The 26,658-nt window shown below is 71.8% G+C and carries 26 protein-coding genes; 18 read left to right on the top strand and 8 right to left on the bottom strand.

What is annotated here, in order from left to right:
• Together scpB and IQ251_RS15900 are read left to right on the top strand one after the other, a co-directional pair.
• Nucleotides 1–748 (top strand): SMC-Scp complex subunit ScpB (gene scpB / locus IQ251_RS15905; protein WP_228047118.1); only part of this gene is annotated, 748 nt, incomplete at its 5' end.
• Nucleotides 738–1,499, top strand: coding sequence for a pseudouridine synthase (locus IQ251_RS15900; protein ID WP_193929376.1), 762 nt, complete (start codon nt 738–740; stop codon nt 1,497–1,499). The genes scpB and IQ251_RS15900, both read left to right, overlap by 11 nt.
• Here the strand turns inward: IQ251_RS15900 and IQ251_RS15895 are convergent.
• Both IQ251_RS15895 and IQ251_RS15890 read right to left on the bottom strand, forming a co-directional pair.
• Nucleotides 1,478–2,716, bottom strand: coding sequence for a cation:proton antiporter (locus tag IQ251_RS15895; RefSeq protein WP_193929375.1), 1,239 nt, complete (start codon nt 2,714–2,716; stop codon nt 1,478–1,480). The genes IQ251_RS15900 and IQ251_RS15895 overlap by 22 nt on opposite strands.
• A 112-nt stretch (nt 2,717–2,828) precedes the next feature.
• The gene (locus IQ251_RS15890) at nt 2,829–3,311 is read right to left on the bottom strand and encodes a cation:proton antiporter regulatory subunit (protein ID WP_193929374.1); all 483 of its coding nucleotides are present in this window, start codon (nt 3,309–3,311) and stop codon (nt 2,829–2,831) included.
• 177 nt (nt 3,312–3,488) lie between these two features.
• Between IQ251_RS15890 and cmk the strand changes: the two genes are divergently transcribed.
• The 7 genes from cmk to IQ251_RS15855 all read left to right on the top strand — a co-directional run bounded on the left by cmk (nt 3,489) and on the right by IQ251_RS15855 (nt 9,636).
• Nucleotides 3,489–4,214 (top strand): (d)CMP kinase, encoded by a 726-nt coding sequence (gene cmk / locus IQ251_RS15885; protein WP_370591432.1) that lies wholly within the window; start codon nt 3,489–3,491, stop codon nt 4,212–4,214.
• On the top strand, nt 4,211–4,888 hold the full coding sequence (locus IQ251_RS15880; protein ID WP_193929372.1) for a lysophospholipid acyltransferase family protein: 678 nt from the start codon (nt 4,211–4,213) through the stop codon (nt 4,886–4,888). Before cmk ends, IQ251_RS15880 begins: the two co-directional genes overlap by 4 nt.
• On the top strand, nt 4,885–6,324 hold the full coding sequence (der, locus tag IQ251_RS15875; protein WP_193929371.1) for a ribosome biogenesis GTPase Der: 1,440 nt from the start codon (nt 4,885–4,887) through the stop codon (nt 6,322–6,324). Before IQ251_RS15880 ends, der begins: the two co-directional genes overlap by 4 nt.
• Nucleotides 6,325–6,411: 87 nt before the next feature.
• Complete coding sequence (locus tag IQ251_RS15870) at nt 6,412–7,089, top strand: response regulator (protein WP_193929370.1); 678 nt, start codon at nt 6,412–6,414, stop codon at nt 7,087–7,089.
• Nucleotides 7,089–8,177: a sensor histidine kinase gene (locus tag IQ251_RS20125; RefSeq protein WP_193929369.1), complete on the top strand. Its 1,089-nt coding sequence runs from the start codon at nt 7,089–7,091 to the stop codon at nt 8,175–8,177. Before IQ251_RS15870 ends, IQ251_RS20125 begins: the two co-directional genes overlap by 1 nt.
• Nucleotides 8,178–8,412: 235 nt before the next feature.
• The gene (locus tag IQ251_RS15860; protein WP_193929368.1) at nt 8,413–8,577 is read left to right on the top strand and encodes a hypothetical protein; all 165 of its coding nucleotides are present in this window, start codon (nt 8,413–8,415) and stop codon (nt 8,575–8,577) included.
• A gap of 228 nt (nt 8,578–8,805) precedes the next feature.
• Nucleotides 8,806–9,636, top strand: coding sequence for an aldo/keto reductase (locus IQ251_RS15855; protein WP_193929367.1), 831 nt, complete (start codon nt 8,806–8,808; stop codon nt 9,634–9,636).
• Between the two features lie 39 nt (nt 9,637–9,675).
• On the opposite strand, the gene IQ251_RS15850 is transcribed toward IQ251_RS15855, so the two are convergent.
• Nucleotides 9,676–11,751, bottom strand: a complete 2,076-nt coding sequence (locus IQ251_RS15850) for a S9 family peptidase (RefSeq protein WP_193929366.1) — start codon at nt 11,749–11,751, stop codon at nt 9,676–9,678.
• 128 nt (nt 11,752–11,879) lie between these two features.
• On the opposite strand from IQ251_RS15850, the gene IQ251_RS15845 reads away from it, so the two are divergent.
• Nucleotides 11,880–13,547, top strand: coding sequence for a glycoside hydrolase family 43 protein (locus IQ251_RS15845; protein ID WP_370591431.1), 1,668 nt, complete (start codon nt 11,880–11,882; stop codon nt 13,545–13,547).
• Between the two features lie 70 nt (nt 13,548–13,617).
• Here IQ251_RS15845 and IQ251_RS15840 read toward each other — a convergent pair whose 3' ends face one another.
• Complete coding sequence (locus tag IQ251_RS15840; protein ID WP_193929365.1) at nt 13,618–14,409, bottom strand: DeoR/GlpR family DNA-binding transcription regulator; 792 nt, start codon at nt 14,407–14,409, stop codon at nt 13,618–13,620.
• A 133-nt stretch (nt 14,410–14,542) separates the two neighbouring features.
• Here IQ251_RS15840 and IQ251_RS15835 point away from each other — a divergent pair, with 133 nt between their 5' ends.
• The 8 genes from IQ251_RS15835 (at nt 14,543) to IQ251_RS15800 (ending at nt 22,780) form a co-directional block, all read left to right on the top strand.
• On the top strand, nt 14,543–15,238 hold the full coding sequence (locus IQ251_RS15835; RefSeq protein ID WP_193929364.1) for an HAD family hydrolase: 696 nt from the start codon (nt 14,543–14,545) through the stop codon (nt 15,236–15,238).
• Between the two features lie 44 nt (nt 15,239–15,282).
• Nucleotides 15,283–16,341, top strand: a complete 1,059-nt coding sequence (locus tag IQ251_RS15830; RefSeq protein WP_193929363.1) for a 2-hydroxyacid dehydrogenase — start codon at nt 15,283–15,285, stop codon at nt 16,339–16,341.
• Nucleotides 16,338–17,804, top strand: coding sequence for an FGGY-family carbohydrate kinase (locus IQ251_RS15825; RefSeq protein ID WP_193929362.1), 1,467 nt, complete (start codon nt 16,338–16,340; stop codon nt 17,802–17,804). Before IQ251_RS15830 ends, IQ251_RS15825 begins: the two co-directional genes overlap by 4 nt.
• Nucleotides 17,805–17,856: 52 nt before the next feature.
• On the top strand, nt 17,857–19,572 hold the full coding sequence (locus tag IQ251_RS15820) for a dihydroxyacetone kinase family protein (protein ID WP_193929361.1): 1,716 nt from the start codon (nt 17,857–17,859) through the stop codon (nt 19,570–19,572).
• A 37-nt stretch (nt 19,573–19,609) separates the two neighbouring features.
• On the top strand, nt 19,610–20,083 hold the full coding sequence (locus IQ251_RS15815; RefSeq protein ID WP_193929360.1) for a ribose-5-phosphate isomerase: 474 nt from the start codon (nt 19,610–19,612) through the stop codon (nt 20,081–20,083).
• Between the two features lie 68 nt (nt 20,084–20,151).
• On the top strand, nt 20,152–20,805 hold the full coding sequence (locus tag IQ251_RS15810; RefSeq protein WP_193929359.1) for a class II aldolase/adducin family protein: 654 nt from the start codon (nt 20,152–20,154) through the stop codon (nt 20,803–20,805).
• A 47-nt stretch (nt 20,806–20,852) separates the two neighbouring features.
• The gene (locus IQ251_RS15805; protein WP_193929358.1) at nt 20,853–21,530 is read left to right on the top strand and encodes a pentapeptide repeat-containing protein; all 678 of its coding nucleotides are present in this window, start codon (nt 20,853–20,855) and stop codon (nt 21,528–21,530) included.
• A 203-nt stretch (nt 21,531–21,733) separates the two neighbouring features.
• Complete coding sequence (locus tag IQ251_RS15800; protein ID WP_228047116.1) at nt 21,734–22,780, top strand: GNAT family N-acetyltransferase; 1,047 nt, start codon at nt 21,734–21,736, stop codon at nt 22,778–22,780.
• 48 nt (nt 22,781–22,828) lie between these two features.
• Here the strand turns inward: IQ251_RS15800 and idi are convergent, their stop codons facing one another.
• The 4 genes from idi to IQ251_RS15780 form a co-directional block, all read right to left on the bottom strand.
• On the bottom strand, nt 22,829–23,401 hold the full coding sequence (gene idi, locus IQ251_RS15795; RefSeq protein ID WP_193929356.1) for an isopentenyl-diphosphate Delta-isomerase: 573 nt from the start codon (nt 23,399–23,401) through the stop codon (nt 22,829–22,831).
• Between the two features lie 221 nt (nt 23,402–23,622).
• On the bottom strand, nt 23,623–24,909 hold the full coding sequence (locus tag IQ251_RS15790) for a TRAP transporter large permease (protein WP_193929355.1): 1,287 nt from the start codon (nt 24,907–24,909) through the stop codon (nt 23,623–23,625).
• Nucleotides 24,909–25,412, bottom strand: a complete 504-nt coding sequence (locus tag IQ251_RS15785; RefSeq protein ID WP_228047136.1) for a TRAP transporter small permease subunit — start codon at nt 25,410–25,412, stop codon at nt 24,909–24,911. The genes IQ251_RS15790 and IQ251_RS15785 overlap by 1 nt, the downstream gene beginning before the upstream one ends.
• 5 nt (nt 25,413–25,417) lie before the next feature.
• Nucleotides 25,418–26,368, bottom strand: coding sequence for a TRAP transporter substrate-binding protein (locus IQ251_RS15780; RefSeq protein ID WP_193929353.1), 951 nt, complete (start codon nt 26,366–26,368; stop codon nt 25,418–25,420).
• Nucleotides 26,369–26,658: the final 290 nt, after the last annotated feature.

The following is a 26,658-nucleotide window of genomic DNA, read 5'->3' as shown; positions in this document are numbered from 1 at the left end:
GCAGCAGGGCGGTGACGACGGGCCGCAGGAGGAACCGGAGCAGCCCGGGAACGGGGGCGAGGCGACCGCGGGCCCGGCCGAGCAGGAGTCGGCCGAGCAGGAGTCGGCCGAGCAGGAGTCGGCCGAGCAGGAGTCGGCCGAGCCGGAGCCGGTCGGGCCGGATGCCGAGCGGGCCGATGCGGAGGTCGCGAACGCCGCCCCGGATCTGTCCGAGGACTCCGCGCTGGACGCGGCGCTGGAGGCGCTGCTGCTCGTGGTGGACGTGCCGGCTGGTGAGGAGCTGCTGGCCGACACGCTCGGCGTGCCGGTCGCCCGGGTCCGCGAGGCGCTGCGCAGGCTCTCCGATAGTTACGCCGCTGCCCGGCGCGGCATTGATCTGCGGCGGGTCGGCGACGGGTGGCGCTTCTACACCCGCGAGCTCTACGCGCCCTACGTGGAGCGGTACCTGCTGGACGGGCAGCGCACCAAGCTCACCCGCGCGGCGCTGGAGACGCTGGCCGTGATCGCCTACCGGCAGCCGGTGACCCGGTCGCGAGTGGCGGCGGTACGCGGTGTGAACGTCGACGGCGTCATCCGTACCCTGGTGGGTCGTGGCCTTATCGAAGAGGCCGGTACCGACCCGGAGACGGGCGGCACCCTGTATTGCACGACGGAGCTGTTCCTGGAACGGCTCGGCCTGTCGTCGCTGAAGGACCTGCCGCCGCTCGCTCCGCTGCTGCCCGAAGTGGATTCGATTGATGACGTCTGAGCACCGTTCCCCGTCCAGCTCCGAAGCCGAAGGCGTTCGGTTGCAGAAGGTGTTGTCCCGGGCCGGGGTCGCCTCGCGGCGCGCGGCCGAGGAGATGATCACCGAGGGACGTATCGAGGTGAACGGCGAGCCGGTCACCGAGCTGGGGCGGCGGGTGGATCCGGCCACCGCGGTGATCCACGTGGACGGCTCCCGCGTGGTGGTCAACGAGGACGTCACGCACCTGATGCTGAACAAGCCGACCGGCATCCTGTGTTCGATGTCCGATGACCAGGACCGCCCGTGCATCGGCGACTACCTGCGCGAGACCGAGGGCAAGCTCTTCCACGTGGGGCGGTTGGACGTCGACACCGAAGGCCTGCTGCTGATCACCAATGACGGCGAGTTGGCGCACCGGTTGATGCATCCGTCCTACCGGGTGCTCAAGACCTACCTGGCCGAGGTGCTCGGCCCGATCCCGAAGGACCTCGGTGCTCGGCTGCGGGAGGGCATTCAGCTCGACGACGGTGTGGCGAAGGTCGACGGCTTCAAACTGGTGGACACCAACAAGAACCGGGCGCTGGTCGAGATCGTGCTGCACGAGGGTCGCAAGCGGATCGTGCGCCGGCTTCTGAAGGAGGCGGGCCACCCGGTGCAGCGGCTGGTGCGCACCGCGGTCGGCGACGTGCGGCTGGGTAACGAGCGCCCGGGCGCCATCCGCAAGCTCAACCGGCAGGAAGTGGGATCGCTCTACCGCTCGGTGGGGCTGTGATGCTGGACCGCGGGTAGTGCTTCCGCGGCGGGGCTTTCCGCGTGGCTGGCGGGCGGCGGGCGGCGCAGCAGGCGCCGCGCGAGCGGTTCGGCGGCCCGCGTGGTCACCGGGCCGATGACGGCCATCAGCAGCACGTAGGCGGTGGCCAGCGCGGCGAGCTCGTCGGTCACGGTGCCGGAGGCCACGGCGAGCCCGGCGATGACGATCGAGAACTCGCCGCGGGCCACCAGGGCCGTTCCGGCGCGCAGCCGCCCCATCCGGGCCACGCCCTGCATCCGCGCGGCGAACCAGCCGGTCGCGATCTTGGTCATGCAGGTCAGCACCGCCAGGCCCAGTGCCACTGCGAAGACGGGTGGGATGCGGGCCGGGTCGGTGCTCAGGCCGAACACCACGAAGAACAGCGCGGCGAACAGGTCGCGCAGCGGTTCCAGCATGCGCGAGGCGTTCACCGCGGTGGAGCCGGAGATCGCGATGCCGAGCAGGAACGATCCCACGGCCGCCGACACCTGCAGTTCGGAGGCGAGGCCGGCGACGAGCAGCGCGGCACCCAGCAGCCGCAGCAGGAAGACCTCGGGGTCGGGGCTGTCCACCAGAGCCGAGACGTAGCGGCCGAAGCGCAGCGCGATCACCAGCACGAGGGTGATCACGACCAGCGAGATGCCGACCGCGGTGAGCCCGCCGAGGAAGCTGACCCCGGCCAGCACGGCGGTCAGGATCGGCAGGTACAGCGCCATCGCGAGGTCTTCGAACACGAGCACGGACAGGATGACCGGCGTCTCCCGGTTGCCGAGCCTGCCCAGGTCGCCGAGGACCTTGGCCACGATTCCGGATGAGGAGATGTAGGTGACCCCGGCCATGGTCAGCGCGCCGATCGGGCCCCAGCCCAGCAGCAGCGCGACCGCCGCGCCGGGTAACGCGTTGAGCGCGATGTCGATCAGGCCCGCTGCCCAGGAGCGGCGCAGTCCGGTAACGAGTTCGCCTGCGGAGTACTCCAGGCCCAGCAGCAACAGCAGGAGGACGACGCCGATCTCGGAGGCCAGCTCGGTGAACGGTTCGATGCCGTGTAGTGGGACGAGGCCCCCGGACCCGAATGCGAGTCCGCCGAGCAGGTACAGCGGGATCGGCGAAACACCGATGCGGAAGGCGAGTCTCCCGAGGACGCCGAGACCGAAGAAAACCGCTCCCAGCTCGATCAACGAGATCGCCGTTTCCTGCAAGGTGCTTCCTCTCGCGTTGCCTGCGATTCTTGAGTTGTGCCGCTTTCGGTACCCGACCGCCGAATTGTGCGGAATGGCGATGATTCGCCCGGTCCCGTCCGCGTGGTCCGGTTCAGCCGCTTTCCAGGATGTCGCTGGCGGCGCGCAGCCCGTCCTGGGTGCCGACGACGACCACGAGATCGCCGCCCGCGAATTCGAAGTCCGGGCGCGGCGAGGGGTGCACCACGCCACTGCGCACCACGGCGACGATGGACGCCGAGGTGCGGGTGCGCATCTCGGTGGCGCTGAGCGGGTTCCCGTCGTACGGCGACCCCGTGGCGACCGGTAGTTGCCAGGTGGTCACTCCGGTGACGTCGCGTTGTTGCTCGGCCAGTTGCGAAACGAGGTGCGGGGCGCCGAGCAGATTCGCCAGCGCGCTGCTCTCCCCGGTGGTCAAATCGACCGATGCGGCGATTTTGTCCGGATCATCGAAATCCGAGACGATCAGTTCGAAACGTCCGTCCCGATACGTTATCACTCCGATCCGGTGGCCGGACCGGGTTGTGAAGTCCTGCTTCGAGCCGAGGCCGGGAAGCGGAGTCACTGTTACATCCACGGGGTTCGATCCTATTCCTCAACGCCATTTTGCAGAAGGATTCGGCGTGATTTCCGGGTGCCGTGGTGGGACGCGATTGGGGGCGGTGCGCGGCGGGCAGGCAGAATGGTGGGCTGGTCCGGTCCGACGCAGGGTCGGCAGTGTGGCGAATCGGCTCCCGGGGGAGGACGAGCAGACGTGGTACACGCCCAGCTTCGCGGTGCGGTGGCTCTGGACGGTCCGTCCGGCACCGGCAAGTCCACGGTGTCGCGCAGGCTCGCCATCGCGCTCGGCGCGACCTACCTGGACACCGGTGCGATGTATCGGGCCGCGACCCTGGCGGTGCTGCGCGCCGGGGTGGATCCCGGTGCTGCCGAGGAGGCGACCGCGGTCGTGGCGGCGGCGCGGATGACGATGGGCACCGATCCCCGGCTTCCCGGGGTGGGACTGGACGGCGAGGACGTGGCCGAGGAGATCCGCGGTGCGGAGGTGACCGGTGCGGTCTCGGCGGTCTCGGCCGTCGGGGAGATCCGCGAGCTGCTGGTCCAGCGGCAGCGCGAGCTGGTCCGGCAGGCGCTGGCCGAGCCGGGCGGTGTGGTCGTGGAGGGCCGGGACATCGGCACGGTCGTCCTGCCGGATGCGGGGCTGAAGGTGTACCTGACCGCCTCGGCCGATGCGCGCGCCCAACGGCGCACCGAGCAGGACGTGGCCGAGGGGCGCACCGGTGATCTGGCCAGCACCAGGGCGTCGGTGCAGCGCCGGGACGCGCTGGACTCGGGGCGCGCGGTCGCACCGCTGCGGGCCGCGGGTGATGCGCTGGAGCTCGACACCACCGAGTTGGGCATCGACCAGGTCGTGACCCGGCTGCAGGACCTGGCCGCCGAGCGGGACCTGCTGAGCACGGCGGAGAGGTCGGCGGGATGACCGCGGCGCAGCTTCCGGAAGGCGCCTCGCCGCGCACGCACCGCGCGGCGCAGTGGGTGGGGCGCACGCTGCTGCGGCTGCCTTACCGGGTCCGGGTGCAGCACGCCGAGCGGATACCGTCTGCGGGCCCGGTCGTGCTGGTGGCCAACCACAGTTCGCTGCTGGACGGGCCGCTGCTGTTCGGCATGCTGCGCAGGCCGGGCGTGTTCCTGGTCAAGCAGGAGATGTTCCGCGGCCCGGTAGGCTGGTTCCTGCGGCGGATCGGGCAGTTGGGCGTGCGCCGGGGCGAACCGGACCGGACCCCGCTGCTGACCGCGGTGCGACTGCTGCGCAACGGCGGGCTCGTGTGCGTGTTCCCGGAAGGCACGCGGGACGGCGGGGGCGAGGTCGTCGATGCCCAGCACGGGGCGGCGTGGCTGGCCCGGTCGTCGAAGGCGCAGGTGCTCCCGGTGGTGTGCCGGGGCACGCGACGTCCGGAGGGGGTCGGCCGCAGGCTGTTGCCCCGGGTCGACGTGCTGTTCGGCGAACCGTTCGAGCTCGGGGGCGGCAAGGGTCGCGCCGGGCTGGAGCAGGCCACGCAACAGGTGCGCACGGAACTGGTCGAGCTGATCGCCGAATTGGACCGGCAGATCGCCGACCGCGCAGATGACGACCGGAGAGGGAAACGAGCGTGACCGAGGAGCCGTTGGACGGCGCCGGACTGGATGGAACCTGGTCCGATGAGGCCGAATGGGCCGAGTTCGAGGCCGGCGAGCCCGGCGAGGAGGGCGGTGACGCGGCGCCGCAACCGGTGCTGGCGGTGGTTGGCCGACCGAACGTCGGCAAGTCCACGTTGGTGAACCGGCTGCTCGGCCGCCGCGAAGCCGTCGTGCAGGACACGCCGGGCGTCACCCGCGACCGGGTCACCTACGACGCGTTGTGGAACGGGCGCCGGTTCACCGTCGTCGACACCGGTGGCTGGGAGCCCGATGCGAAGGGGCTGCAGGCCTCGGTCGCGGCGCAAGCCGAGCTGGCGATGAAGACCGCGGATGCGGTGCTGCTGGTCGTCGATGCTCGGGTGGGCGCCACGAGCACCGAGGAGGCCGTCGCCAAGGTGCTGCGGCGCTCGAAGGCGCCGGTGCTGGTGGCGGCCAACAAGGTCGACGACCGGCGCACCGCCAACGAGGTGCACACCCTGTGGTCGCTGGGGCTCGGGGAGCCGATGCCGGTCAGCGGGCTGCACGGCACCGGGTCCGGGGATCTGCTGGATGCCGTGCTGGAGGCGTTCCCGGCGACTCCGCGCGAGTTGCTCGCGTCCGGGGGCGGGCCGCGCCGGGTGGCGCTGGTGGGCAAGCCCAACGTGGGCAAGTCGAGCATGCTCAACCAGCTCACCGGGGATCAGCGCGCGGTGGTGGACGAGGTCGCGGGCACCACGGTCGACCCGGTCGACTCGCTGGTGGAGCTGGACGACGAGGTGTGGCGGTTCGTGGACACCGCGGGGCTGCGCAAGCGCACCAAGACCGCCAGCGGCACCGAGTACTACGCCTCGCTGCGCACCAAGGGTGCCATCGACGCCGCGGAGGTGGCGGTGGTGCTCGTGGACGCCGCGCAGCCGCTCAGCGACCAGGACCTGCGGATCATCAACCAGGTCGTGGAGGCCGGGCGCGCCCTGGTGGTCGCCTACAACAAGTGGGACCTCGTCGACGACGACCGCAGGCGCATGCTGGAGAAGGAGATCGACCGGGATCTGATCCAGGTGCGCTGGGCGGAACGGGTGAACGTCTCCGCGTCGACCGGCCGCTCGGTGGCCAAGCTGGCGCCGCGGCTGCGCACCGCGCTGGAGTCCTGGGACCGGCGCGTGCCGACCGGGCAGCTGAACTCGTTCCTGTCCGATCTGGTGGCCGCGTATCCGCCGCCGGCTCGCGGGGGCCGGCAGCCCAAGGTCATGTTCGCCACCCAGGCACGTACTCGGCCGCCGACGTTCGTGCTGTTCACCACCGGGTTCCTGGAGGCGGGCTACCGCCGCTTCCTGGAGCGCAAGCTGCGCGAGACGTTCGATTTCACCGGCACTCCGGTGCGCTTGTCGGTGCGGGTGCGCGAGCGCAGGAACGAGCGCAAGGGTCGGCGGTGATCGCAACCCGCACCGTGTGCCCCAGGTCTCACCCTTCCGGTTAGTCTCTCCGCGCGACCCTCGGGAAACAGGGGAGGTGACCGAGTGGTGCAGAGAAGTGAACAGGAAGTCGGTGATCGGGTTCGCGTCGTGGTCGCCGATGATGAGGCGGCGTTGCGGCGCACTCTGCGCGTCGTGCTGGAGAGCGGCGGTGACCTGGAGGTGGTCGCCGAAGCCGGTGATGGCGAGGAGCTGCTCGCCGTCGCCCGCACGCATGTCCCGGATGTCGTGCTGGTCGACGTGCAGATGCCGGGCCGGGACGGGCTCAGCGCGCTGCGCGAGCTCACCGCGTTGCACCGGGCGCCGGCGACGGCGGTGCTGACGACGTTCGATCTGGACGACTACGTGTCGGGGGCGCTGCATTGCGGCGCGCAGGGGTTCCTGCTCAAAGACGCCGAACCGGAGGCGCTGGTGCGGGCCGTGCGCGATCTGGCCGCCGGCGGTGCGGTGCTGGACCCGCGGATCGCCGCTCGGCTGCTGCCGCAGTTGCGCGGGGCCGGGGACGCGTTGCGCGAAGCGCGGCTGGTGCGCGGGTTGTCCGCGCGTGAGCAGCAGGTGCTGCAGCTGTTATCCGGCGGGTGGTCCAACGCGGATATCGGCCGGGAGCTCGGGCTGACCGAGGCCACGGTGAAGAGCTACCTCTCGGCGGTGCTGGGCAAGCTCGGCGCGCAGAACCGGGTGCAGGCGGCGCTGATCGCGCAGCGCGCGGCGCGCGGCGGTAGCTGATGCCCGTTCGTCGGCCCGAACCGCTGCGGCGGTTTGGCTGGGACCTGCTCGCGCTGGGGATCCCGCTACTGGCTCTGCTGGTCGCTCAGGACGGGTGGGGCTTCCCGCTGGTTGCTGGGCTGGTGGCCACCGCGGGGCTGCTGCTACGGCGGCGGCGGGCGCGCACGGCGTTGGTGCTGTGCTTGCCCGCGCTGTCCGGTGGTCTCGGTTGGGCCGCGAGCTGGGTGGCACTGTACCGGCTGGGCCGCACCCGGCCTGGGCTGCTACCGCTGGGCGGGTGGGCGGTTCCGGTGGTGCTCGCCGCGCTGGTTCCGGTACTGGTGCGGGAGTCGCTGGGCGTGCGCGACGTCGTGCTCACCGCGGCGTTCGTGCTCGTGGCCACGGCCGCGCCGCTCGCGGTGGGGGCGCTGGTGGCGCTGCGCGCGGAGCTCGCGGGCAGTCTGCGCCGGTTGACCACGGCGGTGGATCGGGAGTCGATGGCACGTGCTGAGGCCGCGCGTGCCGAGGAGCGGGCGTTCATCGCTCGGGAGATTCACGACGCGGTGGGCCATCACGTGACGCTGCTGGCGTTCGAAGCCGCCGCGCTGGGCGTCAGCACGCAGGATGCGCGCACGGCTGCGGCGGCGGAGCGGATGCGCGGGCTCGCGCAGCAGGCGTTGGGGGAGATGCGTCTGACGCTGGGGTTGGCAGGCGGGCAGGTGCACCGCACGGGGCTGGACGCGGTGCCCGCGCTGGTGCACCGGGCGCGTGAGTCGGGACTCCGGGTGGAGCTGGACGACCGGGTCGACGGGGTCGATCCACCTGCCGCGGTGCAGCGCGCGGTCTATCGGGTGGTGCAGGAGGGGTTGACCAACGCCGCCAAGCACGCGCCGGGTGCGCCGGTGCGGGTGGACGTACGGGTGCGGGAGCAGTGGCTGGAGGTCTCGGTCGTCAACGATGCCGCTGTGCACCGGCCGGAGGGTTCGGCGGGTGCTGGGTCGGGGTTGGCGGGGCTCTGCGAGCGGGTGGCGACCGCGGGCGGGGAGCTGACCAGCTCGCCGTCCGCCGATGGCGGTTTCGCGCTGCACGCGGTGCTGCCCGTGCAGTAGGTGGTGCGCAGGGGGGCGAAGGCGGTCAGTCGGGCGTCCGCATACCGGTGCCGAGGGATCCGCGGACAACCCGTTGATCAGTACGTCCATTCCGGTCTTGAGCTGTTCGACGCTGGGTCCCTCTTGTTCGCGGAGGTAGGTGTGCATCGCCGGGGCTCCCGCGGATGGGGGTCTGATCTGGCCGTTGGCTCGGAGTCGATCCTGCAGTACGTCATCTCGCAGGCGCCGGATCTTCGTGTCCGGGCTGCTGCTGTTCGGTGGCGCGTTGACCGATCTGTTCGGCTGGCGGTGGATCTTCTTCAGCAACCTGCCGCCGGCACTCGGGGCGGCGTGGCGGCGACGATGGGCGCTACCAGCGGTGTTCACGACGCCGAGCACGGCGTCGCTTCCGGCGTCGTGAACGCGGCGCAGCTGTAGGCGCTGCGGTGCGGAGCACGTGCCGACGTCGACCCGTATTCTCGCCGGGCCGGCCGGATCGGTGCTCGTGGTAGCACCGGGTTGATCCCGGTGGCTTGGTGGGGCGACGATCGCTCGTCGGTGCGGACCCGACTTCCCTGCGGGTGGACGACCTCGGCGAGCATGCCCCGGTGCGCAGTAGGCCGTTGCGCGCGGGAGAGGAGATCGAACGATGCGGGAACTGACGATGCCGGACGGTGACGGCTTGCCGGTGCTCGGTCAGGGAACCTGGGGTATGGGTGAGGATCCGGGGCGCCGCGAGTCCGAAGTGGGCGCGCTGCAGCACGGGCTGGACCGCGGGCTTGCGCTGATCGATACGGCCGAGATGTACGGCCGCGGTGGCGCCGAGGAGGTGGTCGGCCGGGCCGTGGCGGGCCGGCGCGAGGAGGCCTTCTTGGTCAGCAAGGTCCTGCCGAGCAACGCCGGGCACCGGGACGTGCTGCGAGCTTGCGAGCGGAGTCTGCAGCGGTTGGGCACCGAGTACCTGGACCTGTACCTGCTGCACTGGCGCGGGGCGACGCCGCTGGCCGAGACGCTGGAGGCGTTCGCCGAGCTGCGCGAACAGGGCAAGATCCGCCGGTTCGGGGTGAGCAACTTCGACCCGGACGACATGGCCGAGCTCGTCGAGCACGACCTGGGCAGGCAGGTGGTCACCGATCAGGTGCTGTACAACCTCACCCGCCGCGGCGTCGAAGTCGATCTGCTGCCGTGGTGCGCGCAGCGCGGTGTGCCGGTGATGGCCTACTCGCCGATCGAGCAGGGGCGGTTGCTGCACGATGCGGCGCTGGGCGCGGTGGCCGAGCGCCACGGGGTCGAGCCGGCGCAGGTCGCGCTGGCGTGGGCGCTGCGCGGTGGGGTGTGCGCGATCCCGAAGGCGTCCGACCCGCGGCACGTGGACGCGAACCTGGCAGCGCTGGACGTCGAACTCGACTCCCGTGATGTGTCCGAATTGGACGCCGCTTTCCCGGCGCCGGATGGACCGGTACCGCTGGAGATCCTCTGAACCGGTGCGGAGTTCCGAAATGCTGCCGCACCCCGATTTTCAGGACGGGAGGTTGCGGCGCAAGAAGTCGACCTGCAGCAGCAGGAGGTTCTCGGTCGTGACCTCGTCGGTGGGCATGTGGCTGACCCCGGGCAGCGGCAGCGCGGTGTGCGGGCGGCCCGCGGCGGTCAGCGCAGCCGAGAGCCGCAGGCTGTGCGCCGGGAACACGTTGTCGTCCACGGTGCCGTGCACCAGCAGCAGCGGGCGCCGGAGTTCGGCGGCGCCGTCCAGGAGCGAGTTGGCGCGGTATGCTTCCGGATCCGCCGCCGGGTCGCCGAGGTAGCGTTCGGTGTAGTGCGTGTCGTACAGGCGCCAGTCGCACACGGGTGCTCCGGCGATGCCGGCGTGGAAGACGTCCGGGCGGCGCAGCACGGCCAACGCGGCCAGGTACCCGCCGAAGGACCAGCCGCGGATGCCGACGCGCCCGAGGTCGAGTTCGGGGCGTTCGGCGGCGACGGCGTGCAATGCGTCGATCTGGTCCTGCAGCGGCGGTTCGGCCAGATCGCCCGCCACTGCGCGGTCCCATTCCGGGCCGCGGCCGGTCATTCCGCGCCCGTCGGTGATGAGCACGGCGAAACCCTGGTCGGCGAACCACTGCGAGGTCAGGTAGCCCTGCTGGCGGGCCAGCACGCGCTGGGCCTGCGGACCGCCGTAGGGGTCGAGCAGCACCGGCAGCGGTCCGTCCTGCTCACGGTGCCCGTGCGGCAGCAGCAGCGCGGTGCGCAGCTCCCGGGTGCCCGCGGTGCGCAGTTCGATGTTGGGCCGCATCCCGGGATCCTCGGCGTGGTTGCCGATTTCGGCGATCTGCGTTCCGCCGCGAAGCACGCGAACGCGGGTCAGCGGATCGTCCGGCGTCGCGGAGGTCACCACCAGCACGTCACCGCCGCGGGTTCCGCCGTGCACCCCGGCGGGTCCGGTCAGCCGCTCGGTTCCGCCGGCGCCGGCCCGGTACAGGTGGATCTCGGCCGGTTCGCCTTCCGAGGCCGACAGCAGCACGTCCGAGCCCGCGTCCAGCACCGCGCGCACCTGCAGCGGGGCCGAGGTCCAGGGCTCGTCGCCGACGAACAGCCGGTAGGCGCCCTCGTCGACGCCGATGCGCACCAGGCGTCCGTCCGGTGTCCACGCGGGCCAGCCGGGTTTGATCTCCACCCAGTGCGGATCGGTGTCGGTGTGCAGTTCCCGGGTGCTGCCGGTTTCCGGATCGGCGGTGAGCACCTGCTGGGTGCGCTGGTCGCGGCTCTGCACCGCGAGCAGCGGTGTCCCGTGCGCGGACCAGTGCGTGGCCACGAGGTAGGGGAATGCGCTGCGGTCCCAGTGCACCGGGGTGCGCGTGCCGCTGCGGTCCAGGATGGCCAGCGAGACATCGGCATTGGTGCTGCCGGCCGCTGGGTAGCGCAGTGCTGCGGGCTGCTGGGCGGGCTCGGCGGGGTCACCGAGGTGGAACCGGCCCACCGCGGATTCGTCGACCCGCGCGGCCAGCAGGGCGGAACCGTCGGGTGCCCACCAGTACCCGCGGTGCCGGGACATCTCCTCGGCGGCGATGAACTCCGCGGCGCCCCAGGTGATCGAGTCCTCGTCGGGTTCGGCGAGCGCGCGGTCGTGCGCACCGTCCACATCGATCAGCCGCAGCGAGCGGCCGGACAGGTAGGCCACGCACGTGCCGTCCGGGTCCGGGCGCGGATCGGCGACCGGTCCGCGGGCGGGCAGTTCGCGCACGGCACCGGTGGCCACGTCGGCGGTGAACAAGCGCCCGGACAGCACGAAGGCGGCGAGACCGCCGGTGCGGTCGGTGGCGTAGCCGGTGATGCCGCCGGCCCGTTCGCGGGCGCGTTCCCGGCGGGCCTGTTCGGCGGCCGAGACCTCTTCGGCGGGATCGAGTCGCGCGGGGTCGGCCAGCAGATGTTCGGTGCCGGTCGCCGTTTCCAGCGCCCACAGCCCGTTGGCCCGGTCGCGTCCGCCGGATGAGCGCAGGAACAGCACGAACTCGCCGTCGCGGGCAACGGTGAAGTTCCGGGGAGCTCCCAGGGTGAAACCCTGCGTCTGGGCACTTCGGCGAGGAAACGACGCTGTCTGCATGGGATTCAAGCCTGCCACTCGGTGCCGGACCACCGGCAGGCAGGTGGTCGGCCGATCGCGGGTCGTCGCTTGACACATTACGCGATGTTGCCGTTACTTGCGGTGATGGCCGATGAGATGATCACGCCGTGCTGAGCCGCTGGCGCCGGATCGCGGCGGCGCTGTCCGTGTTGCCGGTCGCCGCAGGCACCTCGGCCCCGCAGGAACGGTCCGCTTCGACGAACGCCACGTACTACAACGACGCGCGCACGCCCGGCGCCGATCCGTTCGTGCTCCGCGCCGGCGGGTACTACTACGCCTATACCACCGAAGGCGCCGACGAGGGGTTCCACTTCGGGATCTACCGTTCGCCCGATCTGGCCACCTGGGAGCGGATCCCCGGCGGGGCGCTGCCGGTCGACGATCCCGGCCAGTGGGGCGGGGACTGGTTCTGGGCGCCGGAGGTCTACCACAACCCGAAAACCGGAAAATACTTCATGTTCTACTCGGCGCGACTCGCCGAGGGCGTGGCCGAGCACTTCGACCATCCGGACTTCGAGGAACCGAGCAAGATCGGCGTGGCGGTGGCCGACTCCCCCACGGGACCGTTCCGCAACATCGGTGACGCTCCGCTGGACTACCGGCCCTACGACCCGCACTACCACGACGTGAACCGGCTCATGGACGCCGAGCAGAAGAAGCCCCCGGAGACGCTGGAGGAGGGCCGGACCGCGCCGCTGGGCGTGTACCTGCCGGCGATCGACCCGAACGTGTTCTTCGACGACGGGCGGATCTTCCTGTACTTCTCGCGCAACGCCTACCGGAACTGGGTGTGGGACCGCGGGCTGGGCAAGTACGTCGAGGAGGCCGACATCAACGCCGTCGAGCTCACCGGCGACTGGTGGCACGATCCGCACGGCAGCACCGCGCCGGAGATCCGGCCCGAATACCGCGGTGTGCACGGTGATTCGGCCGAACCGGGCCGCAGGGACGGATTCGTGCCGATCCTCGACCACGCCGGGGATCCGCAGGAGTGGGAGGACGCCCACGTGCACGACTACGCGCGCAGCGGCGGTCGGCTCAAGGACCGCCGCTGGGCCGAGGGGTCGAGCGTGGTGCGGGCGCAGCGCACCGACGGGCGCCCGCTGTACTTCCTGACCTACTCGGCCAACAACTTCCAGAACGCTTCCTACGGGGTCGGGTACGCCGTCGCCGAGCACCCGTTGGGTCCGTGGCGCAAGAGCGGCGCGAATCCCGTGCTGCACCAGGACGAGCAGCTCGGCCTCTACTCGACCGGGCACGGCAGCGCGGTGGACGGCCAGCGGCCGGGGGAGCGCTACTACGTGTTCCACGGGCGTCCGGCGCCGGATACCGACCGCAGGCTCTACACCGGTGCGCTGCACCTGGATCCGGATGCCGGGTCGCTGGACATTACCGAGTCCACTGCGGACGAACCGGTTCCGTCCGGGGTGGCGCCCTACGAGATCAGCACCGATGTCGACGAGGTCGACCTCACCTCCGGGCGCGGTGCGGTCTCCTGGGCCGTGCGCACGGCCGGCGGCGGGCGGATGGACCTGGCGCACCCGGCGAACCGGGTCGTGCCGGAAATCCGCAACGGCGAGGGGGTTTCGCTCGTCGAGCACGGACCGGACGGCGCGGTTCTGCGCGGATCGCCGCGCGACGGGGCGAGCCTGGTGCTGCGCTACCAGCGCCAGCGCGCGGACGGACGGTACGTCGACATCCGCAACGGTGCCGCGCCGGTGCAGCGGGAAGTGCCGGTCGTCGGGTGCCCGGATGGCAGTTGCGACCCGCGCTGAGCGGCGGGCACGACTGCGTTCAGCATGAGCGGTAGAATTACCACTCAGTGTGTTAAAACGCTGCGGTCGGTCAGTCCGGGACCGCCGAGATGCGCACGTCGGTGTGCTCGCGCATCCCCTCGATGAGCTCGGCGTCCAGCTCGCCGGCCAGCAGCACGTGGTCGAACTCGCCCACCGGGGCGAGCTTGTGCAGCGCTGCGCGGCCGACCTTGCTGGCGTCCATCATGAGCACCTTGGTCGCCGCCGAGCCGAGCATGGCCCGCTTGACCAGCACGATCTCCTGCTCCTGGTGGTAGGTCAGCTGCGCGTTCATCGCCGAGGTGGACAGGAACACGATGTCGACCGAGAAGGTGCGCACCATCTCCTGGCAGGGCAACCCCAGGTAGGAGTCGTGCGTGCGGGAGTACTCCCCGCCCAGCCCGATCAGGTGGATGTCGGTGGCCTCGCGCAGCGCGTCCTGCACCTGGCGGTAGTTGCTCACCACCGTCAGCGGCCCGATGTCGGGCAGCAGCCGCGCCAGCGCCAGCGCGGTGGTGGAATCGTCGAGCATCACCGACATCCCCGGTGTGATCAGCTGCAGCGCGTCCCGGGCCAGCGCCTCCTTCTCCGCGGTGCGCGTGTGCAGGCGGAAGTCCGAGCTGCTCTCGAACACGGTGGAGGGCTGGGCCGAGACCCCGCCGTGGAACTTGCGCAGCAATCCCCGGGTGACCAGGTCGTCGATGTCGCGGTGCACCGTCATCAGGCTCACTGAGGTCAGCTCGGACAGCTCCGCGGCGCTGGCGAACCCCTGGTTGACCACGTGGTCGATGACCTTCTGCTGGCGCAGGAGACGGGGTGACTGCTTCTTCGGTGCGGACGCCATGGGGTCCATCCTGCCTGGTTCCCGGCCTGGTGCGTGATCTGCGGGGCGTTTCGGCTGACTATCACACGGCCGGTGACAATTAACGGATAACATGTTAATTTTCCTCGTGACTGTGATTGGCGGGAGGTACGAGATGACCCAGCCCGAGGGGGCGACCGGCACACACCGCGCCGTGGTGTTCGACATGGACGGTGTGCTGGTCGAGAGCGAACACCTCTGGGAACGGATGTGGGCCGAGTTCGCGGCCGCCCGCGGCGCGACGTGGACCGTCGAGCAGACCCGGCAGGTGCAGGGCATGAGCGCGCCCGAGTGGTCGGCGTTCCTGGCCGAGTTCAGCGGCGCGGAGTCCGCCGAGCGGACCGAGCGGCTCGTGGTCGACGGGATGATCGCCGCACTGGACGGCGGGGAGATCGAGCTGCTGGGCGGTGCGGCCCGCATGGTCACCGACGTGGCCGAGCGGGCCCCGATCGCGCTGGCCTCCTCGGCCCCGCGCAGACTCATCGATGCGGTGCTGGACCGGCACGGGCTGACCCCGCACTTCACCGCCACCGTCTCCAGCGCCGAGGTGCCCAAGGGCAAGCCGAACCCGGACGTCTACCTGGCCGCCGCCGAGCAGCTCGGCCAGGACCCGCAGCTGTGCCTGGCCGTGGAGGATTCCAGCAACGGCTTGCGCGCGGCCGCGGCGGCGGGCATGACTGTGGTGGCCATGCCCAACTCGGACTACCCGCCCGCGCAGGACGCGCTGGACCGGGCCAGCCACATCGCCACCGACCTCGACGACGTGCGCTGCCGGCTCGTCGCCGCGCTGCCCGAGCCGGTGGGCAGCTGACCCGCACCGGACGGCCGCACCCCATTCAGGACAAAGGAGTCGCAATGACCAGCGTTCTCGCTGCCGGTGATCACTTCGTGGCGCCGGAGGTGTTCGTCGACGCCCTGCGCCGCACCTCGGGTGACCGGGATCTGCAGTTCAGCACCCTGCAGCTGCCGTGGCCGGTGGAGCCGTTCGGTCCGGTCGGCACCGTGCAGGAGGCCAGCGGCACCGAGCAGCAGTTGCTGGAGGCGCTGCCCGGCGCCGAGATCGCGGTGACCCAGATGGCGCCGTTCACCGGCGATGTGCTGGCCCAGGCCCCCGCGCTGCAGTTCATCGGCGTCTGCCGGGGCGGGCCGGTCAACGTCGACCTGCAGGCGGCCACCGACAACGGGGTGCTCGTCAGCTACGCGCCCGGGCGCAACGCCGCCGCGGCCGCCGAATTCGCGGTGGGTCTGGCGCTGGCCGCGCTGCGCCGGATCCCGGGATCGGACGCCGAGCTCAAGTCCGGCAATTGGCGCGGTGATTACTACGCCTACGACAACGCCGGGATCGAGCTGGAAGGCTCGACGGTCGGCCTGGTCGGTTACGGCGCCATCGGCCGCATCGTGGCCCGGGTGCTCAACGCCTTCGGCGCGCACGTACTGGTGGCCGACCCGTTCGCCGACGCCGCGCAGCTGGGCCAAGACGGGGTCGAGCTCGTCGAGCTGGACGACCTGCTGCGGCGCAGTTCGGTGGTGAGCCTGCACGCCCGGTTGACTCCGGAGACGCAGCACCTGCTCAACGGGGACAACCTCAAGCTGCTGCCCGAGGGCGCGGTGCTGATCAACTCCGCGCGCGGCGGGTTGCTCGACTACGAGCCGCTGCCGGCGATGCTCAAGTCCGGGCACCTGGGTGCCCTGGCCGTGGACGTCTACGACATCGAGCCGCCGCCGCGCGACTGGCCGCTGTTCGACGCGCCGAACGTCATCACCACGCCGCACCTGGCCGGGGCCACCCGGCAGACCGCGCACCGCGCCGCCGAGATCGTCGCCGGTGAGCTCGCCCGCTTCCTGGGCGGGCAGCAGCCGAAGTTCGTGGCCAACCCGGACGTGCTGGCCCGGTTCGAAGGCCTGCGGCCATGATCATCGGGGTCGACGTCGGAACGTCGGTCACCAAGGCCTCGCTGCTCAACCGCAGCGGGTCGGCGCTGGTCACGCACAGCGTGTCGAGCACGTTGAGCCGGTTGCCGGGCGGCCGGGTCGAGCAGGATCTCGACGAGGTCGTCGACTCGGTGGTGCGGGTGGTGCGCGCGGTCAGCGCCGACGCGGCCGCGGCCGGCCAGCCGGTCGAGGCGCTGGCCATCACCGGGCAGGGCGACGGGCTGTGGCTGCGCGACCACGCCGGTGCGCAGGTCGGCCCCGCGCTGTCCTGGTTGGACGCGCGCAGCGCCGACGTGCTGGCCCGCTGGGACGCCGACGGGGTGCAGCGCCGCGTCTACCAGCTCACCGGCTCGGGGATGTTCCCCGGCTCGGCCGGTCCGCTGCTGGCGCACCTGGCCGAGCACGAGCCCGAGCGGCTGCGGCGGGCGAGCGTGGCCGGGTACTGCGTGGACGCCATCGTGCAGCGGTTCACCGGGGAGATCACCGTCGACGCCTCGGACGCCTCGCTGCCGTTCCTGGACGTGCCCAGCCGCACGTACTCGGCCGAGGCGCTCGACGCCTGCGGGCTCACCCCCTACCGCGGGCTGCTGGCCGAACCGGCCCCGGCCGGCAAGCTGTTCGCGCTGGACACCGCCAGCGCCGCCGCGCTCGACCTGCCCTCCGGTCTGCCCGTCTCGGCGGGCCCGTTCGATCTGCCCGCCTGCGCGTTCGGTTCCGGCATCGACGAGGTCGGGGACGGGACGCTGGTCATCGGCACCACGTTGGGCTGCCAGGTGCTGCGCGATGAGGTCTCCATCGACGCCGGTGGCGAGGCCGCGGGCATGTGGCTGGCCACCCCGTACCAGCAGCGCTACCTGCGGGTCATGCCCGCCATGGTCGGCACCGCGAACCTGGACTGGGTGCTGCGCACCGTCGGTGCGCGCCTCGACGAGCTGGAGGCGCTGCTGCAGGCCAGCGAACCCGGTGCCGGCGGGGTGTCGGCGCTGTCGTTCCTGTCCGGTTCCGGCGAGCGGGCGCCGTTCGTGGAACCGCGGGCGCGCGGTCAGTTCACCGGGCTGTCGCTGGAGACGGAACCGGCCGATCTGGTGCGCGCGATGTGCGAGGCCGTTGCCTACGCCGCCCGGCACAACCTGGAGTCGGCCGGGCTCACCGGTGCGGTCTCCGCGTGCGGGGGAGGGGCGCGTTCGGCGGCGTGGAGCCAGATCTTCGCCGATGTGCTCGGAAAGCCGCTGCACGTCCCGCACGAGGAGGGTGTCGGGGCGCGCGGTGCGGCCATGACGGCCTGGGACGCGCTCGGCGAGCCGATCGACCGGCAGGAGTGGGCCGCCCAGCGGCGCACGGTCCGGCCGCACCCCAGTGCCGTGGAGTTCTACGAGCGCGGCTACCGGGACTACCTGGCCTCCATCGAGCGGGTCCGCCCGGTGTGGCAGCGGGGCGCGCAGTGAAAGACCGCCCGGATCGGGCAGTTTCCGCCAACCAGCGCAGAGGAGCTTGCAGATGACGCGCTTGTACGACGATCCCGCGTCGTTCTCCGAGGACATGGTCGAGGGGTTCGTGGCCGCCAACCCCGGCTACGTCCGGCAGGTGCCCGGTGGTGTGGTGCGCGCCGAGCGCGCGCGGCGCGGCAAGGTCGCCGTGGTCACCGGCGGCGGGTCCGGGCACTACCCGGCGTTCTGCGGCGTGGTCGGGCCCGGCTTCGCCGACGGGGCGGTCGTGGGCAACATCTTCACCTCGCCGTCGGCCGCGGACGCGCTGTCCGTGGCCCGCGCCGCCGACCGGGGTGCGGGAGTGGTGTTCTCGTTCGGCAACTACGCCGGGGACAACATGAACTTCGGCCTGGCCGTGGAACGCCTGGAACGTGAGGGCGTCCGCGCGCACAACGTGGTGGTCACCGACGACGTGGCCAGCGCCCCGGACGCCGAGCGCAGCAAGCGTCGCGGCGTGGTGGGTGACTTCGTGGTGTTCAAGGTGGCTTCGGCCGCCGCGGAGGAGGGCTACTCGTTCGACGAGGTCGTGCGGGTGGCCGAGCACGCCAACGACCGCACGCGCAGCCTGGGCGTGGCCTTCGACGGCTGCACCCTGCCCGGCCAGGACCACCCGCTGTTCGAGGTGCCGGACGGCCGGATGGGGCTCGGGCTGGGCATCCACGGCGAGCCCGGTGTTTCCGAGCGCGAGCTGCCCTCGGCCGCCGAGCTGGCGCGGATCCTCGTGGACGGTCTGCTGCAGGAAGCCCCGCAGAGCGGCGGCACGGTCACCGCGATCCTCAACGGGCTCGGCGGTACCAAGTACGAGGAGCTGTTCGTCGTGTGGCGCACCGCGGCCAAGCTGCTGGCCGAGGCCGGGGTGGAGGTCGTGGCACCCGAGGTGGGTGAGCTGGTGACCAGCCTGGACATGGCCGGGTGCTCGCTGACCCTGACCTGGCTCGACGACGAGCTGGAGCGGCTGTGGCAGGCGCCTGCCGACTCGCCCGCCTACCGCAAGGGCAACGTCGCGATCTCCCCGGCCGATCCGGAGGAGGCCGCCGACGAGGTGCCCGAGCCGGTGCAGCAACCGGTGGTCGTGGCACCGGCCCCGGGGCAGGCCACCGCCGAGCGGGTTCGGCAGGCCCTGCACGCCGTGGGCGCGCTGCTGGAGGGGGCCGAGGACGAGCTGGGCAGGCTGGACGCGATCGCCGGTGACGGCGACCACGGCCGCGGGATGACCCGGGGCAGTGCCGCCGCGGTGACCGCGGCCGACGAGAGCGCCGGGCAGGGCGTGGGTCCGGCCGCGGTGCTGGTGGCGGCCGGTGATGCCTGGGCGGCCAAGGCCGGCGGCACGTCGGGCGTGCTGTGGGGCGCTGCGCTGCGCTCGTTCGGCGATCTGCTGCCCGAGGACCGCGAGGTCGCCGCCGGGGACCTCGTCGCGGGGGCGGCCGCGGCGCTGGCCGCGGTGCAGCGGTTGGGCCGGGCCGAGGTCGGGGACAAGACGCTGGTCGACGCCTTCGTGCCGTTCGTCGAGGAGCTGCGTTCCGGTGTGGACGGCGGTGCCGGCGGCGCCCAGGCGTGGGATCGGGCGGCGAAAGCGGCGACCTCGGCGGCCGAGCGCACCGCCGAGTTGCGCCCGCGCACCGGGCGGGCGCGCCCGCTGGCCGAGCGCAGCGTCGGCACCCCTGATCCGGGTGCCACGTCGTTGGCGATGGTGTTGACCGAGGTCGGCGAGGTGCTGGGGCAGTGATGGCAATCGGGTTTTCCGCGCAGTACAGGGAGGAATCGTGAGCGAGCAGGAACCGCTGCGCATCGTCGTCGGGTCCGATGACGCGGGCGTGCAGCACAAGGACGCGCTCAAGCAGGACCTGCAGGGTGACGCGCGGGTGGCCGAGGTGGTGGACGTCGGTGTGGGCGCCGACGAGCACACCGACTACCCGCACATCGCGGTCCGCGCGGCGCGCATGATCGCCGACGGCACGGCCGACCGGGCGCTGCTGGTGTGCGGGACCGGGCTGGGCGTGGCCATCAGCGCCAACAAGGTGCCCGGGATCCGCGCGGTGACCGCGCACGACGGCTACTCGGTGGAGCGGGCCGTGCTCAGCAACAACGCGCAGGTGCTGTGCTTCGGTCAGCGCGTGGTGGGTCTGGAGCTGGCGCGCAGGCTGGCCGGCGAGTGGCTGGACTACCGGTTCGACGAGACGTCGGGCTCGGCCGCCAAGGTCGCCGCGATCAGCGGGTACGAGACCGGCGGCTGCTGACGAGGTTTCGGTTCGGTGCCGGCGCGGTCCTGCGGGGCCGCGTCGGTGTCGTCCCAGGAGGGAGCGGGATGGGCGAGGTGCCGGGGCTGGTGCGGCAGCGCCAGGAGGTGGTCACCGTCGCGCAGCGGATGATCGCCGACGGTCTCGTGGTCGGCACGTCCGGCAACGTGTCGCTGCGCAGCGGCGATCTGGTGGCGGTGACCCCGTCCGGAGTGGACTACGCGCGGATGACCTGGTCGGACGTGCCGCTGGTGGACTTGTCCGGACACGTCGTGGCCGGTGAGCTCGCGCCGACCTCGGAACTGCCGGTGCACCTGGCGGCCTACCGCGATCACGGTGCTGCCGCGGTGGTGCACACGCATTCGCTGCACGCCACGGCGCTGTCCCTGCTGCGCGACGACGTGCCCGCGGTGCACTACCAGCTCGCCGAGTTCGGTGGCCCGGTGCGGGTGGCGGAGTACGCCACGTTCGGCAGCCCGGAGCTGGCCGCGGCGATGTCGGCGGCGCTGCGGGGCCGGACCGGCTGCGTGCTGCGCAACCACGGTACCGTCACGCTGGGCCCGACGCTGGCCAAGGCCTACGACCGCGCGCGGCAGCTGGAGTGGCTGTGCCAGCTGTGGTTGACGGCGGTGCGCGTCGGCGAGCCGCGGCTGCTCGATGACGAGGAACTCGCCCGCTGCGCCGCGAAGTTCGCGGACTACGGGCAGCAGCCCGAGCGCTGAGCGCCCCCGGGACACCGCGCCGCGCGGCGGGCGGCTAGGTTGGGTCGGTGCCACCGCGCAGTTCTCGTCGCAAGCCCGCCGAACGTCGGCCCGCCGAGGTCGCCGAGCAGTTGCGCGAGGTCGCGGATCCCGCGCCCGCCGAGGAGCTCACCGAGGTCGAGATCACCGGAACGCCGTTCGGCGCCGAGGCCGGGGACCAGCTGCACGAAATGCGCATGACCGGCAGCCGCTGGCGGTCCGGCAGGCTCACCGGGGTGCGGGTGCGGCGGTTGCGGCTGGTCGACGTCGTCGTCACCGGGTGCGATCTGTCCGGGCTGGTGGCCGATCGCGCGGAGCTGGCCCGGGTGGAGTTCCGGGATTGCCGGATGAGCGGGGCCGTGCTGGCCGGGGCGCACCTGTCCGATGTGCTGTTCAGCGGATGCCGGCTGGACGGGGCGAACCTGCGGATGGTGCGGGCTCGGGCGGCGGAGTTCACCGAGTGCGACCTGCGCAGCGCGGACCTGCGGGAGGCTGCGATCACTGCTGGGCGCATTCACGACAGCGATCTGGCCGAGGCCGATGTCACCGAGGTCGGGCTGGACGGGTTGGCGCTGCACGGTTCGGGCCTGCGCGGGCTGGTGGGTGCGCCGTGGCTGCGCGGGGCGGCCATCGGCCCGGACCAGGTGCTGGATCTGTCGGTGGCGCTGTTCGACTCGGCGGGTATCGAGGTGCGCGAGCAGCGCTGATCGATCGGGTGGCAAGGGTTTTCGCTACCGTCCGTCCGTAGTGGAGTGTTGTCCGCGAGTGGCGCCCATCCCCCGGTCGGGTGTGATGTCGTCCGGTTTACCTCGATGTCATCGCAGGTCGAACGGCTGCAATGCCCGGGGCGCAGGATGGCTGCAGGACATCCGGGGAAACCCGCGCACTCGACTCGGACGGGGTGGTAGCCATGGAACGGGAACTGTGGCGGTTGCGTGCCGCGGTCGCCGACGCTCCGGGGCGGCTGGCGCAGCTCGCCGGGAACCTCGCCGCGCTCGGCGGCGATATCCGCACGATGCACGTGCACCCGATGCCGGACGGTGTCGTGGACGAGGTCCTGCTGCACCTGCCCGCCGAGGTCACCGAGGCGCAGCTGGTCGGCGCGGTGCGCGCGGCCGGCGGGACGGAGATCCGCGCGCTGCGCGCCGACGTGCGCGAACTCGACGACGTACCCACCCGCACCGTCAAACTCGCCGACGACCTCATCAACGGCCGCGCGGAGGTCGTCGGTGCGCTGCAGCGCCTGCTCGGCGACGTCGAGGTCGTCTGGCAGGAGAGTCCGCAGCCGGACCCCGGGGCCGAGTTCGCCGCGGAGGTGATCCGGCTGCCCGAACCGGGCGGCGGGCTGCTGGAGGTGCGCCGCCCGGGAGCGTCGTTCACGCCCGCGGAGTTCGCCCGGGCCAGCTCGATGCTGGAGTTCGCCGCGAGTTGCCGGCGGCTGGTCCCCACCCGGATCGATCGCGCGCGCACCCGGGACGGCTGCCGCGTGACGGTGCGGGCGGCTACCCGCGCGGACCTCGACCTGGTGTGCGCCTTTCACGACCGCTGCTCCGGTGCGGCCCGCTACCGCCGGTACTTCGGGCCGGGGCCCGGTCCCGGGGAGCAGGGCCTGCGCCGGTTGCTGACCCCCGCGCTGGGGCGGTGCCTGCTGGTGCTCTCCCCGGACGGCGAGATCGTGGGCATGGGAAACCTGATGTACCAGGATGATTCCGGTGAGGTCGCGCTGCTGGTGCGCGACGACTGGCAGCGCCGCGGGGTGGGCACGATCCTGGTGCGCGGTCTGGTCGAGAAGGCGCGCGAGCTGGGGATCGCGCAGCTGACCGCGCAGACGCACGTGGACAACACGGCGATCGCGCGCACGCTGCGCACCGCGGGGCTCAAGCTCGCCGGTGCGCCGGAGCCGGGGGAGTGGAGCTGGTCGCTGGACCTGCGCGCGAAGGCGGGCGCGCGCGGCTGATCCGCCGACCGGCCGGGCGCTGCGGTGCGGCCCGGCCGGTCGGGACGGTCACCGCGCTGCGGCGGGCAGGTCCTGCTCGGCGCCGACGGGCCAGGACGTCGGGTCGGGTCCGAGCTTGACCAGCTGCTCGACCTGCTCGAAGCACCACGGCGAGATCTCCGCGCCGCCGTGCAGCACCCGCTCGCTGAACTCGGCCCAGTCGACCCAGCGCGTCTCGGCGACCTCGTCCGGATTGGGCTGCGCGTCGTGCTCGGTGAACGCGGCGAACACCGGGCAGATCTCGTTCTCCACCACGCCGTTGCCCATCACCGCGCGGTAGCGGAAGCCGGGCAGCGCCGGTGCCGGCGTGCTCGCGGTCAGGCCCAGTTCTTCGCGCAGCCGGCGGGTGATCGCGCCCGGCAGGTCCTCACCCGGTGCGGGGTGGCCACAGCAGGTGTTGGTCCACACGCCCGGCCAGGTCAGCTTGTGGTGCGCGCGCTGGGTGAGCAGGAAGCGGCCCCGGTCGTCGAACACGTAGCAGGAGAAGGCCAGGTGCAGCGGGGTCTCCCGGTGGTGCACCGTCGCCTTGTCCGCCGTTCCGGTCGCCTCACCGGACTCGTTGAGCAGCACGACCTGTTCCACGAAACACCCACCTCCACGCTGGGGACCAACCGGCGCCGTTGCCGGACCTCGCGTCGGCACGGGCACCGGTGTGCCCACCTGCGCAGGTGGGGCGGTCGGCGCGGCGCGACATTTCCGGCGAGCATTGCACCACATGATCTTGGTCCACGTAGCGGGCAGGTGTCCACACGCCGCGTGATCGCGCCCGCCGCGGGCGTGCTGGGCGGTGCGGCGTCCGGGCCCTAACCCGCCATCGTGGAGGGTGCCCAGAGCACGATGCCCGGCCACAGGGTGAGCACCACGACCAGCAGCAGCATCGCGATCACGAACGGCAGCACGCCGAGGAAGATCTCGCCGGTCGGTCGACCCGAGGCGCGGGAGACGACGAAGACGTTGAGTCCCAGCGGTGGGGTGACCATGCCGATCTCGGCCAGCAGTACGATGATGACCCCGAACCAGATCGGGTCGAAGCCGAGCTCCTCGATCACCGGCAGCGCTACCGGCACGGTCAGCGCCAGGATCGCCATCTGGTCCATGAAGAACCCCAGTACCAGGTAGATCAGCGCGATGAGCGCGAAGATCGCCAGCGCTGGTGCCGGGATCGACGAGATCGTCTCGACGAGCTGCTGGGTGACCCGGGTGGCGGTGAGGAAGTAGCCGAACAGGTACGCGCTGGTGATGATCATGAGGATCATCACGCTCGACGTGATCGTCTCGGTCACCGCCGCCCGCAGCGCCGACAGCGGCAGCTTGCGCCGCGCGAGGCCGATGGCCAGCGCACCGAGCACACCCAGTGCCGCGGCCTCGGTCGGCGTCGTCACGCCGACGTAGATCGTTCCGGTCACCAGCAGGAACAGCAGCGCGATCGGTCCGGCGGCACCGAGCCCGCGCACCTTGTCCCGCCAGCTGTGCGCCTGGGCGGTCGGCGCCAGGTGCGGTTTGCGCCAGATCAGCAGCAGCGTGGTCGCGATGATCGCGGCGGTGACCAGCGCGCCGGGCACGAACCCGGCCACGAGCACCTGGCCGACGCTCTCCTCGGCCAGCACCGCGTAGAACACGAGCACGATGCTGGGCGGGATCATCGCGGCCAGGGTCCCCACGACGGCGACCAGCCCGTTGGCCAGCCGGGCGTCGTAGCCGCGTCGGGTCATCTCCGGGATGGTGGTCGAGGCGAGGGTGGCCGCCGAGGCGGTGCTGGATCCGCAGATCGCCGAGAACAGGGACCCGGCCAGCGTGGTGGCCACGCCGAGCCCGCCGGGGGTGCGGCCGACGAGCACCCGGGCGGCGTCGAAGAGGTTCTGCGCCACGCCGCTGTGCAGGATCAGCTGCGCCATGAGGATGAACAGCGGGATCGCCGACAGCGAGTAGCTCACCGCGGAGTAGGGCGTGGTCTCGGCGATCCCGAGCAGCATGTCCGGTCCGCCGTAGGCCAGCAGGCCCACCGCGGCGGCGATGCCGATGGCGAAGGCGACCGGCACGTGCGCCAGCAGCAGCACCAGCAGCAGTGCGATGACGAGTGCTACCAGCATCAGCGCTCCTCGGCGGTGGTGGTCGGCGTGAACACGGCGCTGATCAGGCGCAGCACCAGGACCGCGGCACCGATCGGCAGCAGTGCCCGCGAGATCCAGGTGGGCCAGGACAGTTCCGCTCCGCCCGGCGGCGGGATCTCGCCGCCGGCCCACGCGCCGTGCGTGGCCAGCAGGCCGGCGTAGAGCAGCAGCGCGGCGAACAGCAGGCACAGCACGTTCCCGCCGACGTCGAGGGAGCGGCGCACCCGCGGCGGCATCCGGGTGTAGAGCACGTCGATGCGCACGTGCCCGCCCAGGCGCCAGGTCGGTGACATGGCCAGGAAGAACATTCCCAGCAGGAGGTATTCGGTGATGAACGACATCGACCAGGACAGCGGCGATCCCACCGCATAGCGCAGCACGACCTCGACGGTCATCAGCGCGGCCAGCACCACCAGCGCCGCGCCGCTGACCGCGGTGCAGACGCGTTCGGCGCGCAGCACGAGGGTTTCCAGGCGGGACATGGTGATCACTGCCCTTCCCGGTCCTGCTGCGCGCGGGCGGCGCGGAACTCGTCGAGCACCTGTTGTCCGGGAAGGCCGATCCGCGCCATGTCCGCGGCCCACTGCTGCGGGACGTGCGCGGTGGCGCGTTGCCAGGTGTTCTTCTCCTCGGTGCCGAGCTCGCGGAAGTCCATCCCGCCCTCCTGCATCTCCTGCTGCGCCGCGGAGTTCTCCCGTTCGACGACCTCGCAGAGGTGCTGCGAGGTCTCCCGGCCGGCGCGGGTGAGCGCGTCCCGGTCGGCGGCGGGCAGCTCGCGCCAGGTCTTGTCCGCGATGGAATAGGTGGCCGTCCAGCTGCCCAGCTGCGCGCCGGAGGTCGAGTTGTCGGCGGCTTCGTCCAGCCGGTACGGGTGCGCGCTCATCGGACCGAGCACGGTGCCGTCGACGGTGCCGCGCGAGATCGCCTCGTACATGTCGGTGGCCGGCATGGAAACCGGTGCCGCGCCCAGTGCTTCGACGGTGCGGTCGATGGCACCGCCCGCAGAGCGCAGTTGCATCCCGCGCACGTCGTCCGGGTGCTCGACCTGCCGGTCGCCGGTCATCACCTCGTAGCCCGGGATGACCCCGATCGCCAGCGGGCGGATCTGCTTGGGGGCGAAGTCCTCGCGCAGCAGGATCCCGTCGTCCTCGGTCAGGCTGCGCACGGCTGCTCCGCCGCTGCACGCGTCCTCGGACATGCCGGGCAGGTCGGCGACGCTGGACAGCGGGAGCTGGGCGGGGACGTAGGCGGGCGCGATCATCGCCACGTCGACCACGCCGGAACGGGTGAGGTCGAGCATGTCCTCGGCGTGGCCCATCTGCTCGGCCGGGAAGTACTCGAAGTCGATCCGGCCGCCGGAGAGCTCGCTGGCGCGCTGCATGAGGAACTCGGCCCCGCCTTCGGACAGCGGATGTTCGGCGGGGAACGAGTCGGCCATCCGCAGGGTGATGGTGGGTTCCGGTTCCGGGGCTGCCCCGGTGCTGCAGGAGGCGGTCCAGGTTCCCGCCATCAGGGCGGCTGCGAGCGCGGCCAGTGCACGCCTGCTCCGCCTCGCTGTTCGTCGAGCGCCCACGATGCTCCCCGTGTTCCGAAATACGAACGTCATGTCTGTGGCTGGCGACACATTAGGGTGAGTGCTGGGCCGGGTCAACCGGTTCGGTAGCAGCAGTAACGGACGAATCACCGTGAATCAGGCGTGCTTGTGGTTCTTGACGCGCCGACATCCGG

Origin of the sequence: Saccharopolyspora montiporae, assembly GCF_015209505.1 — a bacterium.
Taxonomy (GTDB): domain Bacteria; phylum Actinomycetota; class Actinomycetes; order Mycobacteriales; family Pseudonocardiaceae; genus Saccharopolyspora; species Saccharopolyspora montiporae.
This window is presented reverse-complemented; position numbering and strand designations above follow the sequence as displayed.

What these genes read in the sequence shown, in the direction of transcription:
- IQ251_RS15820 (WP_193929361.1), top strand. Translation starts at nt 17,857, where the DNA reads ATGACGCGCTTGTACGACGATCCCGCGTCGTTCTCCGAGGACATGGTC.
- IQ251_RS15785 (WP_228047136.1), bottom strand. Translation starts at nt 25,412, where the DNA reads ATGTCCCGCCTGGAAACCCTCGTGCTGCGCGCCGAACGCGTCTGCACC.
- IQ251_RS15855 (WP_193929367.1), top strand. Translation starts at nt 8,806, where the DNA reads ATGCGGGAACTGACGATGCCGGACGGTGACGGCTTGCCGGTGCTCGGT.
- IQ251_RS15810 (WP_193929359.1), top strand. Translation starts at nt 20,152, where the DNA reads ATGGGCGAGGTGCCGGGGCTGGTGCGGCAGCGCCAGGAGGTGGTCACC.
- IQ251_RS15840 (WP_193929365.1), bottom strand. Translation starts at nt 14,409, where the DNA reads ATGGCGTCCGCACCGAAGAAGCAGTCACCCCGTCTCCTGCGCCAGCAG.
- IQ251_RS15780 (WP_193929353.1), bottom strand. Translation starts at nt 26,368, where the DNA reads ATGGCCGACTCGTTCCCCGCCGAACATCCGCTGTCCGAAGGCGGGGCC.
- IQ251_RS15835 (WP_193929364.1), top strand. Translation starts at nt 14,543, where the DNA reads ATGACCCAGCCCGAGGGGGCGACCGGCACACACCGCGCCGTGGTGTTC.
- IQ251_RS15800 (WP_228047116.1), top strand. Translation starts at nt 21,734, where the DNA reads ATGGAACGGGAACTGTGGCGGTTGCGTGCCGCGGTCGCCGACGCTCCG.
- IQ251_RS15880 (WP_193929372.1), top strand. Translation starts at nt 4,211, where the DNA reads ATGACCGCGGCGCAGCTTCCGGAAGGCGCCTCGCCGCGCACGCACCGC.
- IQ251_RS15790 (WP_193929355.1), bottom strand. Translation starts at nt 24,909, where the DNA reads ATGCTGGTAGCACTCGTCATCGCACTGCTGCTGGTGCTGCTGCTGGCG.
- IQ251_RS20125 (WP_193929369.1), top strand. Translation starts at nt 7,089, where the DNA reads ATGCCCGTTCGTCGGCCCGAACCGCTGCGGCGGTTTGGCTGGGACCTG.
- IQ251_RS15850 (WP_193929366.1), bottom strand. Translation starts at nt 11,751, where the DNA reads ATGCAGACAGCGTCGTTTCCTCGCCGAAGTGCCCAGACGCAGGGTTTC.
- IQ251_RS15830 (WP_193929363.1), top strand. Translation starts at nt 15,283, where the DNA reads ATGACCAGCGTTCTCGCTGCCGGTGATCACTTCGTGGCGCCGGAGGTG.
- IQ251_RS15900 (WP_193929376.1), top strand. Translation starts at nt 738, where the DNA reads ATGACGTCTGAGCACCGTTCCCCGTCCAGCTCCGAAGCCGAAGGCGTT.
- IQ251_RS15825 (WP_193929362.1), top strand. Translation starts at nt 16,338, where the DNA reads ATGATCATCGGGGTCGACGTCGGAACGTCGGTCACCAAGGCCTCGCTG.